This window comes from Lacticaseibacillus nasuensis JCM 17158 (genome assembly GCF_001434705.1).
In the GTDB taxonomy this organism is placed as follows: Bacteria; Bacillota; Bacilli; order Lactobacillales; family Lactobacillaceae; genus Lacticaseibacillus; species Lacticaseibacillus nasuensis.
Genome location: NZ_AZDJ01000030.1, coordinates 270,003 through 286,585 on the forward strand (window position 1 = coordinate 270,003; position 16,583 = coordinate 286,585).

The following is a 16,583-nucleotide window of genomic DNA, read 5'->3' on the forward strand; positions in this document are numbered from 1 at the left end:
ATAATCAATTAATGCGTTGAGAAAGACCAGTAACCGTGACCGGTCTGCAAGCGAGCGTCGGCAGGTGTGAGGACGCGAGGCAGTCATGGCGAATATCCCTTTTGAGCAGGACACCGAATTGAGTAACGTGTCATGGGGACACCCATTATCGTGTGCGCGTATCGCTTTTTTGCCGTACGCAGTGAGGCTTGCCCGGTGACGGGCTGGCGACTTAAGGTGGTACCGCGCGCATGCGCCCTTAGCAAGATTTTTGCTGAGGGCGTTTTTTCGTGCCTCAGCCAATGAAGGAGGTGGTGGCCGTGGCCAGTGGTATTTGCACAATTAATCAATTGACCGACAACGGCACCCTAATCAAGGAGAGCACAAATGCTAGAAGAAAAACACTTAACCACTAAAGATTACTTAGTCATCGGCTCGATGCTATTCGGGTTATTTTTCGGCGCGGGGAACTTAATTTTCCCGCTGCACCTCGGGCAAATCGCCGGCGGCCACTGGGTCACCGCGGCCCTGGGCTTTCTCGTCACCGCCGTGGTGCTGCCCCTGCTGTCAGTACTGGCGGTTTCGCTGATGCACGCGGAAGGCGTCTATGACATCGGCCGGCCGCTGGGCAAATGGTTCGCCTTGACCTTCATGGTGTTGATCCACGCCACCATCGGCCCGCTGTTTGGCACCCCGCGGACGGCCACGGTCAGCTTTACCACCGGCGTCGCCCCGCTGTTGCCCAAGAGTTGGCAAACTGGCGGCTTGCTGGTGTTCTCCGCCTTGTTTTTCCTGGCGGCGTTTCTGCTGTCGTATAAGGAGCGCAAAATCACCAGCGCCGTGGGCAAGGTCTTAAACCCGTTATTCCTCTTGCTGCTGGCCGTCGTATTCTTCGTCGGCTTCCTGCACCCGCTTGGTTCAGCCGGCGCCCAAGCTGCCACGACCGGTTACCACACCAGCGGGGCGAGCTTCTTCAACGGCTTTTTGCAAGGCTACAACACGATGGACGCCTTGGCCGGCCTGGCCTTCGGGGTCACCGTCGTCACCGCCGTGCGGGGGTTGGGGCTCCACCGCGACACCTCGGTGGCTAAGGTCACCGCCAAAGCCGGCGTCATCGCCACCAGTGCCATCGGCGTGGTCTATCTGTTGTTGATTGTCCTCGGGGCGACTTCCGTAGCTAAGTTTGCGCCGAGCGCAGAAGGCGGCACGGCGTTTAATCAAATCGTCACCCATTACTTCGGCGCGGCCGGGCACGCGTTATTGGCGACGTTACTCACCGTGACCTGCCTGACCACGGCGGTGGGCCTGGTTGCCGCGTTTGCCCAGGACTTCCATAAGCATTTTCCCGTCTTGTCTTACGTGCAGTGGCTGGGGCTGATGAGCTTCGCCTCGTTTCTAACGGCCAACTTCGGGCTGGCAACCATCATCGAGTGGTCCACGCCGATGCTGATGTTCCTGTACCCGTTCTCGATGGTCTTGATCCTGTTATCCGTCACCAACCACCTGTTCCACCGCGACCCGGTGGTGTACGGCTTCACGGTGGCCTTCACCACCCTGCCGGCGCTGGGCGACATGATCAGCTCGTTTCCGCCGGTGGTCAGCCAAAGCAGCTTCGGCCTGGCGGTCACGAATTTCTACCATAGCTACCTGCCGTTTAGCACTTTGGGTATGGGCTGGGTCGTTCCGGCCTTGGTGGGGCTGGCCTTAGGGCTGGTCTGCCACGTCTGGCGGGTGCGCGCTGCGGCCAGTGCCGAAGCGTAGCTCACCACATTTCTTGCACCGGTTCACAGATGCGGCTATCCTCAAGAGGTAGCCGTTTTTTGTTGAGCGAAGGAGGCGCGAAATGTCCGATTCCCTGCTTGATCTGCCTTACCATTCCGACACGAACCTCACGGCAGATGTGTATCTGCCCACCAACTCGCCGCGCGCGACCATCATCGATATCCACGGTGGCGGCTGGTTTCGCGGCGATAAGGCCAAAGACGCCGACTGGGCGCAGCGCCTCACCGCCGCCGGTTACGCTGCGGTGGTCCCCAACTACCGCATCGGCAAGGCCGGCGTTTACCCCGCGCCGTTGTGCGACATGACGGCCCTGGTGAAGTGGCTGCGCGGGTCCGACTTGCCGCTGCCCACCGACCGGCTAGCCGCGGTCGGCGGCTCCGCCGGCGGCAACATGGCCGTGGAGCTGGCGATTGCCTACGGGATGCCTGCGGTGTCACTGTCTGGTATTTTTGACATCGAGGCCTGGCTCGCCGCACACCCCACTGTGATTCCAAACGCCGGCGACACCAGCGACTTTAACCAGCGTGCCAGCGCCACCATTAACCAAGACGGCGCCAACGACGCGTTTTACAAGTGGTTCGTCTTGAATTATCTGGCCGACGATCCGACCATGGCGCATAACGCTACGCCGGCTTACCACGTCACGACCACCACCGGGCCGCTGTTTCTCGCCAACTCCCTGCACGAATTCGTGCCGACCAGCGGCATGATGCAAATGGCGGCGGCGCTGACGGCCAAGCGCGTGCCGTTTACCATGCAGCTATTAACCGGGACCCGCCACGCCAAGGGCTATCTCGACGACGTGTGGCCGGCAATGTTGTTGTGGCTCAATGGGCAGTTTCAGTGATGCAGGGTCTGACGCGTAACGCGTCAGACTTTTTTCTTGGCCGGGCCTATGCTGGCAATGTGACGCATGACGCGTCGGACTGCAGACGCTGTTGCTGTTACCGAACTCAAATGAGTGAGCGCGATTGGCGGGTCTGACGCAGCAGGCGTCAGACTTTTGTTGTCGGTAAGGACCCGCGCTGGGAATGTGACGCGTGACGCGTCAGACCCACCACGTATCGTCACCGCAGGCAGCTTCCGTACATCAGGAACCAAGCCAGTCTGACGCGTCGCGCGTCAGACCACCCACCGCCCGCCTGCAAATCGTGTTTCTACTATTAAATAGTAACCAAAAACGGCCACCCGCATTTCTGCAGGTGGCCGCCGTTATCGACTAGTAATCAAACAAATCGGTGGACAGGTACCGATCGCCGCCATCCGGCGCAATGGTCACAACGACGTGGCCGGTGCCGAGCTGTTTGGCTAATTCGATGGCACCGTAGATGTTGGCGCCGGCGGAAATGCCAGGCAGGAAGCCTTCTTTGTGCCCCACGGCCTTGGCCGTGGCAATGGCATCAGCACTCGTGACCTCGAGGATGCCATCATACAAGTCGGTATCCAACACGCTTGGGATAAACCCGGCGGAGATGCCTTGAATCTTGTGCTTGCCGCCGTGGCCATCCTTGAGCATCGGGCTTTCAGCCGCCTCCAAGGCGTACACCTTGGCTGCAGGATCCAGCTTACGTAGCGCGCGGCCCACGCCCGTCAAGGTGCCACCGGTGCCGACGCCGGCCACAAACGCATCCGGCACCTTGTCGCCGAGATCGGCGATGATTTCCGCACCGGTGGTCAGCTCATGAATCTCCGGGTTAGCCGGATTGTCGAATTGCATCGGCAGGAAGTAGCCCTTTTCTGCGGCCAACGCCTTGGCGCGCTTGATCGCCCCTGGCATGCCTTCCGCGCCTGGCGTCAGCTGCAGCTCGGCGCCATAGCCTTGCATCAGCTTGCGCCGCTCCACGCTCATCGTGTCGGGCATCAAAATAATCAGGTGATACCCCTTGGCGGCGGCCACGGCGGCCAGGCCGATGCCGGTGTTGCCGGAGGTCGGCTCGATGATGGTGCCGCCTGGCTTCAGGCTGCCATCTGCCTCGGCGCGGGCAATCATCGCCAGGCCGATGCGGTCCTTCACGGAACCGGCGGGATTGAAGAATTCCAACTTGACGAACACGTCCGCGGCGCCGGCTGGCACGACGCGGTTCAACCGCACCATCGGGGTGTGGCCGATTAATTCAGTAATATTATTGGCAACAGTCATATGCTTTTCCTCCTTAATTCGTTGACGACAACCGATTGGCGGCGACGCGGCGCACCCACTGCGAGAAAAACGTGGCCTGCGTGTCCGCCCAATTAAACACCGGCCCGCCGAAGTGTGCGGGGTCGGCGAAGACCTGCTCGGGGCGGCGATAGTGGCGCTCGGGGTGCGCCGCGATTTCTCGTTGGTACTCATGGGCGAGCCCCAGCGGCCCGTATTCTAAGTGGGCAAACATGAAGGTCTGATGCGCCGCAGCATTTTCCACCAAAAACAGGTGGTGCGCCGGCGTCTCACTCACCAGCGTCAACGCCGAGGTGGCCTGCACCTGCGCGCGGTCCATTTCGGCGTACCGCGCATGCGGCGCCATGAACCCAGCCGGCAACCCGGTCAACAGGTCCGACGCGGCGAGCTGCTCGTGGGGATACACGCCAAACAGCTTATGCGGCAACATGTGCTTGGCGATGCCGTACTGGTGCGCCAACGCCGCCATGCCACCCCAACACAGGTACAGCTGCTCACGCCCACCTGCCGCCAGCGCGTCAAGCAAGGCGTTCACCTCGGCGATGTAGGTGACATCGGCAAAGGCGAACTGCTCCACCGGTGCCCCGGTAATGATGAACGCGTCGAGCGCCGCGGCCTCGTCAATGCGTAGCGGCGCCAAAATTGCGCTCACCGCGCTGGGCACGGCGCGCCCAGCGTAATGGCTGACGGGATAATAAAAATGGGGCACGATGGGCAAGCCGGCCAGGCGCAAGACGCGGTTGAACCGGGCGTTGGTGTCGGCCTTATCGTGCATAACATTCAAGATCCCGATGTGCAGGGGTCGCATAGTTGCCTCCTTTTGGCAGCGCTTAATCGCACTACTAATTTAAGTTTAGCACATTCATAATCAATCGGGAACTCGCGCTTTTTCTCGATTGTTAAACAAGTTTCGCAAGCCAACGCAAAAACACCGCGGCGCTTCAGCAAGCGTCGCGGTGTTGCTGCTCATTAATGATCATCGTGCTTGCGGCCCCAGCCGAAGAGCCCGTGGCGCTTCGGTGGTGTCGTGGTGCTGGCTTCCTCTGCGCGCCGGCGCTCAGCCCGCGAGCGCGGCTCAGCCGATTGCGGCGTCGGTGCCGGTGCGGTGCTGGCAGACGTTGACGCTGGCAGCGCGGCGCTGGCAGACGTTGGCGTCGGCGCATTCGGCGTGACCGATTGCGGCACGACTCGCCGCCGGGCGCGCCCGGTGGCATCGGCGGTGGCCGATTCCACGAGCTGGCCAACCGCGGTTTGGCTTGGATCGCCGGCCGCACTGGCGGCCGGTGGCACCGTCAGCGCCACCGGTGCACTGGCGGTGGCATCCGGCACCTGTTGGGTGATGCTGAGGCGCTCGCCCGCGGCGGTCAGCGGCACGCTGATCATCCACTGCCCGGCGCCGCTGACATCGGTGGTCAGCGTTTCGGTGCCAGTCACGGTAATCGTGGCGTGCGGCTCACCTTCCCCGGCCAGAGCCAACATCGTCCCGGTGTTGAAGGCATAGCCCACACTCGGTTGCGGCGTTTGCGTGGCGCTTGGCACGCTGGCGGTGACCGGCGTGCTGGTCGGCCGATCGCCGATGGTTTGGGTGACGCTCAGCATATCGCCGGCGTCTGGATCCAAGGCGGCGACTTGCCAATTGCCGTCGCGGTCGACGCGGCCCATGTAGCTGCTGCCATCGGCCAAGACGGTGATGCGCGCCCCGCGCTCGCCGGTGCCGACCAGGTTAGTGCGGTTGCCGGTGTTTTGAATGGTGGTGATCACCGGTTGCGGCGAGCGGTGCGGTTCGAGCTCGGCCAGCGATTCACTGGTGCGGACCTGCACCACCGCAGCGGTTTCTGCGGCTTCGCTGGTGGCCAAATCGGTGACGGTTTGCAAGGCGGCCTTGGCGCTTTCGGCCAGCATGATGCTGAGACTAGCGGTGGCCGAGGCCATCAGGCTCATCGACTGACTGCGGTGGGCGGTATCCGTTGTCCACAGGAACGTCGAGGCGCTTTCGCTAATTTGGTTGCTGGTCATGACGCTGGTCGACTCGGCCTGACTCAGCGTGAGGCTGGTGCTGGCACTGAGACTCGTCAGGTAACTTTGACTTTGGGCCAGGCGCAGGCGCTCGCTTTCACTCAGCGATAACCCGATGGCGTCGCTGGCACTGGCGTATTCGCTCAGCGAATGGATTTGGCTGGCATCGAGGCTGGCCGACTGGCTGGCGGACACATCCGTCGAGCGCGTCAGACTGGCGTCGATCGCCGCGCTGGCACTCGCCGCCAGAGACACGGCGATGCGGGTGCTTTGCGACTGCCGCAAGCTGAAGGCGACGCTGGTCGAGGCACTGGCGCTCACGCGCTGACTCGCGCTGGTGCTGGTGCTGGTTTGGGTGCTGACGGCCACGCTGAGCTCGGTCGACGCCGACTGCGACCAGGTCACGGATTGGGCCAAGCTGCCACTGGTGGATAGCGACTGCGCGCGGTGCTCGCTGAGGCTCAACGCGGTGCTAGCACTGGTGAAGACGCTTTGGCTCAGCCAGACTTGGGTGCTCGTCGACTGCGACGCGCTACCGCTGGTGCTGAGACTCATGGCCACCGCTTCGCTGAGGCTCATGCTGGTGCTGGCCTGCGTGCTGGCGATTTCGCTTAACAACGCGGAGAAGCTGGCGGATTCACTGAGGCTAGCGATGCGGCTTTGCGAGTCGTACTCGCTTAAGCGCAGGCTCAGCAACAGGCTTTGGCTGCCGCTGGTGCTCAGGCTGCCCACCGTCGAGACACTGGCGCTGGCACTGCCACTGGCGCTGGTGCTGGCTTGGGTGCTCCCAACCAGGGACACGGCGACGCTGGTACTTTGACTCACCGCGGCACTGGCGCTGGCGCTTTGCGACTGGCTGGCACTGGCCGAATTCGACGCGCTGGCGCTGGTACTGCCGCTGGTGCGCAGCGAAGCGGCCACGCTGAAGACGGTACTCTGGCTCGCGCTTTGACTCGTACTGGTGCTGGCCACGAGGCTGGCTTGCGTGGAGACGCTGGCGCTGCCCACAGCGCTGACACTGGCGGAATCACTGCCACTAACGCTGGCGCTGTCGAGGCGGCTGAGGAAAATGGCGAAGCGAAGCGAGTCGCTGGCACTAGCCGAGGTACTGGTGCTGGCACTGAGCGATTGGTGAATAGCCTGCGAGACGCTGGTCGACGCACTGGCGCTGACGAAGGCACTGGTGCTGGCCGATGCGGAAGTCGACTGCGACGCACTGGTGCTGGAACTGCCACTCAGTGACGTTTGCACGCTGAAGAATTGCGACTGCGAAGCCGATGCCGAAAGCACGGCACTGGCGCTCGCACTGCCACTGGCGCTGGTGCTCAGCGACACTGCCGTCGACGCGCTGGCGCTGGCCGAACCGCTGACGCTGGTGCTCAACGAGGCCACCACGGAACCGCTGGTCGACGCGCTGGCGCTAACCGAACCACTCACGGAACTCGATGCGGAAACCACGGCAGATTGGCTGCCGCTGGTGGACAATGACTGGGCCAGACTGTGACTGCCGCTGGCGCTGACGCTGCCACTGACCGAATCCGACGCGCTGGCGCTAGCCGATTGCGACCACGCCACGCTTCGGCTGGTCGAGGCGGATTGCGACCAGGCGACACTGGTGCTGGCGCTGGCCGAGCCACTCAGGGAAACCGACTGACTCGCCGCGAGGCTGAAGGCGACGCTGGTGCTGACCGAAGCCGACCCGCTCATGCTGGTGGACACGGAAGTCAACGCACTCAGCACCGTGCTGGCGCTGGCCGAAGCCGAGGCACTGCCACTAGTGCTGGCGCTGGCCGACCCACTTAGGCTCAGTTGCTGCGACTGGCTGGCGCTGGCGCTGCCACTCAGCGAGCCGGCAGTCGAAGTGCTAAGGCTCAAACTGTGGCCGGCACTGACACTGGCGCTAGCGCTCAGCGACGCCGAAGTCGATCCGCTGAGGCTCAAACTAGTGGCGAGACTCCCACTGACACTGCCGCTGACGCTGGTGGACGCGCTGGCGCTCAAGGCCGCACTGACACTGGCACTGGCGCTCGCACTGCCACTGGTGCTTTCACTCAAGCTGGCAGAATAGCTGGTCGACGTCACGGCACTGGCGCTCCCAGAAGTACTCAAGCTGGTGCTGGCCTGATTGCTCAGGTATTCGCTGACCAGCAGCGAGAAGCTATGCGACTCGCTGAGACTCAGCGTCTGGCTGGCCACTGTGGAAACGGCGATGCTGGTACTGTTGCTGGCACTCGCACTGGCGCTGCCACTGGTGCTTAGGCTCAATGCGGTGCTGAAGCTGGTGCTGGCACTGGTCGAATTGAGCAGCGAGAAGCTGGTCGACTGGCTGGTGCTGGTTTGCGTCGAGGTCGATTGCGACAACGACGTGTGCAAACTCGTCGAGTCGCTGGCGCTGAAGCTGCCACTGGTCGAGGTGCTTTGACTGGCGGCGGTGCTTAGCCGGGTGCTGGCGGCATTGCTCAGGCGCAGCGAGAAGCTGGTCGATTCGCTGAGGCTGCCAAGTAAACTGGTGTGCTGACTGGCGAGTAGCGACAGCGACTGCGAGGCGCTCGCGCTGCCGCTTTGACTGCCGACCAGCGATAGCGTCTGGCTGGCTTGCAGGCTGACAGCCGTGCTGGCACTGGCCGAAGTCGAGGTAGCGTGGCTGACACTGCCGCTCGTCGACTGGCTGGTGCTCGTGCTGTCGCTGGCGATTTGACTCAGCAACAACGAGAAGCTCGTCGAGTTGCTTGCACTCAACAACGCACTGGCGGATTGACTCAGGCTGGTCGCCAGGCTGGCGCTGGCACTGACGCTGGTGGCCAGGCTCACGCTGAGGCTTTCGCTGTGGCTTTGACTCTGAGAAAACGCCAGGGATTCGGATACCGATTCGCTGATATCCGTCGAATCCAGCTGGCTGAAGAACAACGACGTCTTCAACGCGCGGGCAGCGGATTGCGACGCGGCGTGGCTGGCTTCGACGCTGGCCACATACGCTGCCTGGCTGAGACTGGCGGCCGTTTGCCGCGCTTGGGCGGCGGACTCGCTGGCTTGCTGGCTGGCGGCCGCACCCGAAAGACTCGCAGATGCGCTGGCACTGGTGCTGGCCGCGGCAGATTCGGCCACATCGGTGGAACTGGCGGCCTGTAAGGCGATGGATTCCGAACGCTGGGCGGACAACCAGGCGGCGGCCGTCGCACTGTCGGCGACACTCACAGAGGTCACCGCACTGGTGCTAGCAGAAGCACTCGCCTGCTGGGCGGTGTGCAAGGCGGCCACGGCGGTTGATGCCACGGCACTGGCCGATTCGCTGGTCGCCACACTGGCCGCCACAGCCGCGCTGGCGGTGAGGCTGGCGCGCAGGTCGGCTTGTTGGCTGGCGGCCACCGCGGCGGCATTGCTGGCAGCCGTTGCGGCTGCTTGCGCGGCGGCGGTGCTAGCCGCCAGTTCTGCGCTGGCTTGTTGTGCGGCCGCTGCGCTTTGACTGGTGGCGGCTGCGGTTTCGCTGGCCTGCTCGGCTTGTTCGGCAGCCGCGGCGTCACGCTGGGCGCGGCGCTCGGCGCGAGTCATCGCAAGCGAAGCCGCGGCAGAATGCGGCGTCGGCGTGGCGATAACGGCGGCCTTGGCGGTCACGGCTTGCGGCACACCGGTTAAGGCCTGCACTTGCGCACCAAAGGCCCGGCCGACGGTAATCGGCTGGGCCATGTTGGCAGTATCGGTGTAGGTGACGACGGTTTCCTGCCCGCGGCTGGTAATTTGCGCATCAGGCAGCGTGAGGTTCAAGGCTAAATCCTGCGCCACAATAAAGCTGGCCAGGTTGGCAAGCGTGGCGGTATTCAAACTTTCTGGCGTCGCCTTGACCACCAGCGCTTGGCCGGTGATCGTTGCGGTGCCTTGCAGGCCGAGTTGTTCGGCCAGCCCACTGGCCGCCGCGGCTGGTGCCGGCTGGTCAGTTGGCGTCGTGGTCACCGCCGCGCTGACACTTTGCGTGGCGGCTTGGCTGGCACTGGCGGCAAAGCTGGCGCTGACGCTTAGCGACCGCGCCAGGCGTTGACTTTCGGTGTTCGAAGCGGCGTCCCCGCCTGGAATCCGCACGCGGCTTTTCGTCGCCAAAACGGCGTCTTTGCCCACGCGCAAGGCGTCCAGCGGCTGGGTCGCATCTAGCGGCCAGCGCTTGTCGTCTTGAAACAGGCCAAAGCCGACTTTTTTGTTATTCTTGGCGGATGGTGCGTATTCATTCGAGTCGAACTTACTCATCGTTTGCCTCCTGTGCCGGTAACGTCTCTAGTTTAGTATAAGCCGCCACCGGTGAGATTCAATGCACCCGGGCCAAAATTTATTCGGCGTGCACCGTCACCTTGGTCATCGGCATGCCGGCGTTTTTCAATGTCGCCGCCGCCGCGGGGCTCATGACGACTTCTTGGACATAATCGATGGTGTCAGTCAGCACCGCCGCCAAGTTGCCGCGCACCGCCCCGTCGTCGGTCAGCGGCGGCTCGCTGAGCACCAAGCGGTTGTGCGACTGACTCCCCACCAACACGCTGAGCTCGATGCCCAGGTAGTTGATGGTCACGGTGTCTTGCGGCGTCACCAGCGCGGCCAGCTGCGCGGCCAAGAAGGCGTTAAGCGTGTCGTAGCGCGCCGTGACCGCATGGGTCTGCGGATCCTCCAACGTGATCAAGTTGACGGCACCTTGGTACAGGAAGTAGCGCACGACGACTTGCTCGTCAGCGTTGAAAAACGCCATTTCCTGCATGTCGCCCTTGGTGTAAAACAAATTGCTAAACACCGAGCCGTCGCTGGCGTATTCCTCGATGTAATCAAGCGAGCCGTCGGGATTGGTGAAGCGCACATCCTGTGCGGCGCGGCGGGTATTGGGGAATAAATACTCGCGCCCGATGTCAGCCCCTTGGTGCAACACGGAGATGCTGCCGTTTTCGTTCATGTCGATTTTGGCCAGGCTCGGCACCCGCACCCGGTTGAAAAACCGGTACTGATCGGCGTGATATTCGCGGCCGGTGGCGCGATCCAATAAGTTCACGCCAGGCAGGCCGACCTGTTGCAGCAAGCCGCCGTAATTCGGCGTCGCCGCCAGTGTAATCAAGGTGGCGTGCACCGCCTGCGCCCGGGCCTGTACCACCGGGAAAATCGCGGCGGTGGGCGCCAAGGTATTCAAGAGTTCATAATGCATCGATTAAGGTCCTCCACTTGGCGGCAATCACGTGATCCTGATAATTGGCGACGCTGGCCCGCGTCGCCATGCCGGCTAGGTCGCTAGCCGCGGCGCGGGTCAGGCCGGCTTGCAGCTGGGCGACGGTGTAATCCGCGTCGTCGCGCTTGAAGTCCTGCAAGAAGCCGTTGACCCCGTCTTGAATCAACGCCAAGGCGCCAAACCGCGCCTTCAGCGTAATCACCGGCAACCCGGCGTTGAGCGCCTCGATGTAGGTCAGGCCAAAGCCTTCGGAAAACGACGCGGAGATAAAGGCATCGTATTGCGGGTACACGGTGGCCAAGGTGTTCGAGAGGCCCTTGAGTTGAATGTAGTCGTCTGCCTTCAGTTCCTTGATCAAGTCTCGCAGCTTGCTTTCCTCGCCGCCGGCCCCATAAATATCAAACGTCACCGCCTGCCCGCTGTCGTGCTGGGCGGCCACGGCGCGAATGGCGAGGTCGATGTGCTTTTCGCTGGCCAGGCGCGACGCGGTGATCAAGCGCAGCGGCCCTGCCGCACGCGCCGGTCGCGGCGCCGGTGCGGCGTCGCTGACGCCGCCGACGGGAATGGCGACGACGCGCGCGCCAGCGGTCGGGAAGTCCACCAGCAGGTCTTGGCGCTGCAACTCGGTGGCGACCACCACCCGGTCGAATTCGGTTAGGTGGTCTAGCAAGTATTCGTAATGATTATTCCACAACGGGTAGCGGACATCGTCGCGGTCGGCCAGCTGGTCAGCGTGCACCATGTAAAGCAGGTGGCTATTCGCCGGCCGCGCGCTGACCAAGGCCTCATCGGTGTTTTCCCCGCGGTCGATGAGCCAGTTGCTTGGGCCTGGATACGCCGCGGCCAGCTGGGCGAAGAAGTATTGGTAAAGCGTCACCGCGTTTTGGAAGAAGCGGTGCTGGCCGCGCTCGGCAAACAGGTGGATATTCGTCAACACGCTGCCGCGGTTCACGTCGTCGAGCAGCTCAAACATCACCTTGCGCTCGCCGTTCGGGGCGAACAGCTCGATGCGGCTGGTGCCCACCAGCAACACCGGGTTGTCCGGGTGGTGCTGGTCGGGATACTTCACCAGGTGCTCAACGATGCGCATCCCCGTGTCGGTGACGGTGGTGCGCAGGCGGTGGGTGTCGGTGTTGTCGATGATCAGGTCGCTGGTTTCCGCCTGGGTGGGCGCCGCGCCGGTAGTCAGGTAGTCGCCGCCGAAGACGCAGTACTCCCACAGGTTTAACACGCGCTCATCGGCGAGCTGCCACTTGGCCGTGGCCGCCCGCAGCTCCTTGATCAGATCCAAGAACACGAAGCGGTACGGTAGCTTGGCTTGCTCAAAGCGGGCGGCGCGGTAGAACTCCGCGTGCTCGACGCCGGAATTGCCCAGCCCCATGGCAGCATTGACGAAAAAATTCATAACGACTCCTTTGCGATTATCCTAACACCTTGGCGATGGCCTCAATGGCCCCTTCCGCCTCGGCGGTTTCCGCGCGCAGCGTGAGGTCCACCTGGCGCCGGCCGAACTTCTTGTGCAAGTGCTTACCCAGTTTTTCCGCGTACAACTCCAGCCACTCCGGGTCGCTGAGCTGGGCGTGGGTGAAGCGCAGGAAGTACTGGTCGGCTTGGCCGCTGAGCCACAGCGGCTCGGCGATGGCGCGCCGGCGCATGGCCACGACGTCGACGGCGGCGCTGTGCTGGTCGCCGTCATGGGCGTGGACGAGGTTCAAGTCCGTGGCCTCGGTGACCATCAGCTTGGCCAAGGTCGGCGACTCGGCCAGGTACAAGGAGCGAAAATTCAGCCGCTCGTTGTTCATGTTCAACAACTCGATGCGATAATCCGCAGCATTTTCCGGAAAGGTGAACTCGCCTTTGCGCTCGGGCTGCAGCACCTCGCCCACGGTGGCCCCGGCCGCGTCGAGAAACTGGATGTTGACGCCGGTGGTGCCCACCGGGTGCACGGCAGCGTTGAGCTGGTAGCCATAGGTGTGGCCGCGCTGCAGCAACGGCAAGGTCGGGTGCGGCTTGTGCAGCGCACCCACCGGCAGGTTTTCCCAAGTGTGGATCACCGCACCAGGCGTCTGGCGGCGGTTGCTAAAACTGACCGTGCCATCCGGGGCATGCGTCAGCGTCGACCCGTAAAGCATGGTCGTTTGCGGGGTGCTAACCCAATGTAATAAATACAGATACATGTGGGCCTCCTACTCGAACTTGCGGTCAAACTGCTGCGCCAACAAATGCCGGTACTGCGCGACGAACCAGTTGACGATGCCGTTGGTGTCATCGTTGTGCCGCCCCGGCAAGGCCTTGGTCAACACCCGCGCCGCCGGGAAGCGGTCGCGTAACCCGGCGCGCAGCTGCGAATAGGCCTGCGGGTCGTAGTCGTCGTCTTGCATGTAGGCGATGGCAAAGGTGGTGTGGCTAAAATCGCCGCGGTTGAACACCCGCCAGAAGCGGTCGTTCAGCGAATCGGCGCGCCCGGCGTCGCCTTCGTACAGCAACACCATGTCCAGACTCGTCGCAAACTCGGCGGGCCGAATCAGCCGCGCACCGGCGGCCACGGTGCCGATGTTGACCAGCGGCTTGCCGACGATGATGGCGCTGGGGTTGAGCTTGGCGCCGTAATACAGCGCGCCAAACGTCCCCATCGACAGGCCCGACAAGATCAAGTCGCTGGGCTTAAAGTGCAGGCGCTCCAGGGTTTGGCGAATCGTGGCGACCACTTCTTGTTGCAAGGCGTCGCTGCCGAGGTAAAACGCGCCGCCTTCCAGCCGGGAATCGGCGAACACAAGAAACGGCGCGCCGAAACTCTTCATCATGCCGGTGCCTTCAAAGCCCTCGGCCGAGCGGTAACCGGAAAAATACACCGTCAACGGCGGCTGCATGTCGCCGGCGTCGAAGTACACGGACAAATCGCTGTTCATGCCCTTAGGCTCGACCAGGCGCCGGTCGTTGACCATGAACTCGCCGAACTCACCGCGCGAACGCCGCATGTGAATCGCGCCGAGGCGCAACTGCCCTTGACCCTTGGCGGCGACGATCACCTGCACGTTGCACCCCGTGGCGCTGGCCGGAATGGTGAAACCGCCGCGCAAGGCCGGGGCCTCCAGCACCAAGTCGTCGAGGTGGGCGTTGGTGTCCGGATGGTACAAGCCCAGCGTCACGCGCACGCTGGCTGCCCCCGCCACCTGATACTCGACGCGGACATGTTTTTCCTCACCGGCCGGCACCCACTGGGCGTAATTCGGGTAGGCAACGACTTGCCAGTCGGGGGCGTCGATGGCGAGTTCCTGATACACGTGCCCCATCGTTTTTACCGTGCCGGTAAAGTCTGGCGCCAGGGTGAAGCTGTCGGGATCCAGCCGCCAGCCGTCTTGCCCGGGCCAAAACCCGATGGCAATCGTGTTGGCCAGGGCCGCCGCGTCGGAGAAGTTCAGCCGGTGCGCGCCCTTAAGCGCCAAGACCTCCTTGGCCGCCGTAGAAAACTGGGCGCGGGTGTCGACGAGAATTGCGTTGGCCGGCAGCGCCGCTAAGCGCTGCGGCGCATCTCGCCACGGGCTGGTGTCGTCGAGCAAAAATACGGCGGTGGCAAACGGCCAATTCAAGTCGTCGCCGACAAACAACGGGCCTTCGCTGAGGTTCTCGCTGGCACTGGCCGCCCATTCGTATTGAAAATCGGCGGTAAGCGTCAACGCCAGCGGGCGGGCGCCGATGTGAATAATTAACCGGGGTTCAGCCATGCTGGGTCAGCTCCTTCCATTGCTTGAGTAATCGTTCGGCCGCATATTCGGCGGCCAGCGTTTGGCTGGCGACTTGCGCCTTGGCCAAGGCGGCAGGCTGCCGCCAGTTGGTGATGGCCGTGCCGACCGTATCGACGCGCACCACCGCGCCATTTTGCGTCGCGCGCACCAACGCACTCGGCGCGAGCGTCAACTGCGGAATGCCGAGGGACACCGCCGCCAGCTGCAGCGATTGCTTGGGTTGGCTGCCGGTATCCAGTAACAGCTGCGCGGATTGCAAGGCGGCGCGGCGGTCGGCCATGTCGGTGACGAAGGTCAGCCGGCTGACCACTTGGCTGGCGCCCACCAGGCGCGGCCAGCTCGGTTGGTCGCGCAAGGCGGCGATTTGTGCGTCGGCCGTGCCGAGGCCGCCATGCGCGGCTTCGAGGTAGGCGTTGACCGCCGCAAACTCACCGCTGCCGAGATCCACCTTGAACGTTTCGGCGATGGCCTGCATCAGCGCCTGTTGCAACGCGGCGACGCGGTCCGGGGTGAGGCTCAAGGTCAACTCGAGGTCCGGTTGCGCCTGCAGCACCTTCACCAAGGCCTTGGCGACAAGCAGGCAATCAGCGACCGGCAAGTTGCCGGCGCGCCAATAAATGCTTGGCGGCACGACATCCGGCTCGGCCACCGTCACCGGCGCCGCAGCGCGCGGCGCGATCACCGTTTGCGCCGCAGTGGGCCAGGCCGCACCGTGATGGGCGTCGGCATAGGCAGCATCGAACGTCGTCTGCGCCGCTAACGTTGGAAACACCAGCTGGTCGCCGGCAGTCAGCCGCCCATAATCCGTCGGCGTCAGCGGCACCGCCGGGTCGACCAGGAAAATCATTTGGTGCAACAGCGGCTGGGTGGCGCGCAGGTACAACGTCGCGCCGGTGAGGCCGGTGATGACGTGATCTGACGCACCAAGCGTCAGATTCCGCCGCGCCAAAAACTCGCTGACCACCGCGCCGATGTTGGCGTAATGCGCCGCGCCAAAGCGACCATGATGGGCCTCGCTGACCGCCACCCCGGCCGCGGTTTCGGTCAGCACCAAGCGGCCGTAATCGTCATAGTACTCGAGCTTTTCCCGCTCGCCATGGTGAAAATACGCCCGCGTCGTCACAAACCCGCGGTCGTCGTATTGGTCGAGCTGATAGCGCCCGTCGCCCAACTGGCGCTCCACCTGCCACAAGTATCCGGCCAAGGCAATGCGCGCCTGCATCACCAACTCGCCGGCGCGGTAATAATACACGTCTTGGTTGCGATACAGCGGCGTCACCCCGGCTGGCACGTCGAGATCCGCCAGCTGCGCCGGCAACCCCACGTGATGGCGAATGCCCTGAATCTCATCGAAAACATTCCACCAGTCGTATTCGTACAGCTCCGCGGCGGCCAGTTGGTACCGCAAATCAGGGGTCAGCCCGGTGAACAGCAAGTTAAACGGCTCGCCAGTTTGCCGGAACAACTGCCCCAACGCCACGACCGGGTCGCGTGCAGGTTGATTAAACTGATCGGTAGGCATAAGGGTAAGCATAATGACTCCTTTGATATAAAAGCGTGAGGACCGGCGGGTAACCGGCGTAGCGCAGCGCGCGCCTGGGCCGTGAGCCGGGCTTGGGCTCGGGGACCAGGGGTCGCTGAGCCTAGCCGGTTGCCGGTCCGAACGCGTCTAATAAAGCGTGAGGACCGGCGGGTAACCGGCGTAGCGCAG

Annotated in this window: 10 protein-coding genes; 2 read left to right on the forward strand and 8 right to left on the reverse strand. The window is 63.2% G+C overall.

The annotated features are described in order from the left end of the window. Positions 1 to 366 precede the first annotated feature (366 nt). Together brnQ and FD02_RS08655 are read left to right on the forward strand one after the other, a co-directional pair. Positions 367 to 1,740 (forward strand): branched-chain amino acid transport system II carrier protein, encoded by a 1,374-nt coding sequence (gene brnQ, locus FD02_RS08650; protein WP_056951770.1) that lies wholly within the window; start codon positions 367 to 369, stop codon positions 1,738 to 1,740. An 82-nt stretch (positions 1,741 to 1,822) separates the two neighbouring features. Further along, entirely contained in the window at positions 1,823 to 2,608 is a 786-nt protein-coding gene (locus FD02_RS08655) for an alpha/beta hydrolase (RefSeq protein WP_054722978.1), read from the forward strand. Between the two features lie 372 nt (positions 2,609 to 2,980). On the opposite strand, the gene cysK is transcribed toward FD02_RS08655, so the two are convergent. From cysK to asp1, 8 genes are all read right to left on the reverse strand, one after another. Further along, positions 2,981 to 3,901, reverse strand: a complete 921-nt coding sequence (gene cysK / locus FD02_RS08660; RefSeq protein WP_056951772.1) for a cysteine synthase A — start codon at positions 3,899 to 3,901, stop codon at positions 2,981 to 2,983. A 13-nt stretch (positions 3,902 to 3,914) separates the two neighbouring features. After that, complete coding sequence (locus tag FD02_RS08665; protein ID WP_054722980.1) at positions 3,915 to 4,727, reverse strand: homoserine O-acetyltransferase/O-succinyltransferase family protein; 813 nt, start codon at positions 4,725 to 4,727, stop codon at positions 3,915 to 3,917. A 161-nt stretch (positions 4,728 to 4,888) separates the two neighbouring features. Further along, a complete protein-coding gene (locus tag FD02_RS08670; RefSeq protein ID WP_056951775.1) occupies positions 4,889 to 10,171 on the reverse strand; it encodes a serine-rich family protein in 5,283 nt (1,760 codons plus the stop codon). A 79-nt stretch (positions 10,172 to 10,250) separates the two neighbouring features. After that, entirely contained in the window at positions 10,251 to 11,105 is an 855-nt protein-coding gene (locus tag FD02_RS08675) for a hypothetical protein (protein WP_056951777.1), read from the reverse strand. Then, complete coding sequence (locus tag FD02_RS08680; protein WP_056951779.1) at positions 11,095 to 12,531, reverse strand: glycosyltransferase; 1,437 nt, start codon at positions 12,529 to 12,531, stop codon at positions 11,095 to 11,097. The genes FD02_RS08675 and FD02_RS08680 overlap by 11 nt, the downstream gene beginning before the upstream one ends. Before the next feature lie 16 nt (positions 12,532 to 12,547). Then, a complete protein-coding gene (gene asp3, locus FD02_RS08685) occupies positions 12,548 to 13,303 on the reverse strand; it encodes an accessory Sec system protein Asp3 (protein WP_056951781.1) in 756 nt (251 codons plus the stop codon). 9 nt (positions 13,304 to 13,312) lie between these two features. After that, entirely contained in the window at positions 13,313 to 14,851 is a 1,539-nt protein-coding gene (asp2, locus tag FD02_RS08690; protein WP_056951784.1) for an accessory Sec system protein Asp2, read from the reverse strand. Beyond that, a complete protein-coding gene (gene asp1, locus FD02_RS08695; protein ID WP_056951786.1) occupies positions 14,844 to 16,394 on the reverse strand; it encodes an accessory Sec system glycosyltransferase Asp1 in 1,551 nt (516 codons plus the stop codon). The genes asp2 and asp1 overlap by 8 nt, the downstream gene beginning before the upstream one ends. Positions 16,395 to 16,583: the final 189 nt, after the last annotated feature.

Coding starts and splice junctions, on each gene's coding strand:
- FD02_RS08670 (WP_056951775.1), bottom strand. CDS start 10,171: ATGAGTAAGTTCGACTCGAATGAATACGCACCATCCGCCAAGAATAAC.
- asp1 (WP_056951786.1), bottom strand. CDS start 16,394: ATGCCTACCGATCAGTTTAATCAACCTGCACGCGACCCGGTCGTGGCG.
- FD02_RS08665 (WP_054722980.1), bottom strand. CDS start 4,727: ATGCGACCCCTGCACATCGGGATCTTGAATGTTATGCACGATAAGGCC.
- cysK (WP_056951772.1), bottom strand. CDS start 3,901: ATGACTGTTGCCAATAATATTACTGAATTAATCGGCCACACCCCGATG.
- FD02_RS08680 (WP_056951779.1), bottom strand. CDS start 12,531: ATGAATTTTTTCGTCAATGCTGCCATGGGGCTGGGCAATTCCGGCGTC.
- FD02_RS08675 (WP_056951777.1), bottom strand. CDS start 11,105: ATGCATTATGAACTCTTGAATACCTTGGCGCCCACCGCCGCGATTTTC.
- asp3 (WP_056951781.1), bottom strand. CDS start 13,303: ATGTATCTGTATTTATTACATTGGGTTAGCACCCCGCAAACGACCATG.
- asp2 (WP_056951784.1), bottom strand. CDS start 14,851: ATGGCTGAACCCCGGTTAATTATTCACATCGGCGCCCGCCCGCTGGCG.
- brnQ (WP_056951770.1), top strand. CDS start 367: ATGCTAGAAGAAAAACACTTAACCACTAAAGATTACTTAGTCATCGGC.
- FD02_RS08655 (WP_054722978.1), top strand. CDS start 1,823: ATGTCCGATTCCCTGCTTGATCTGCCTTACCATTCCGACACGAACCTC.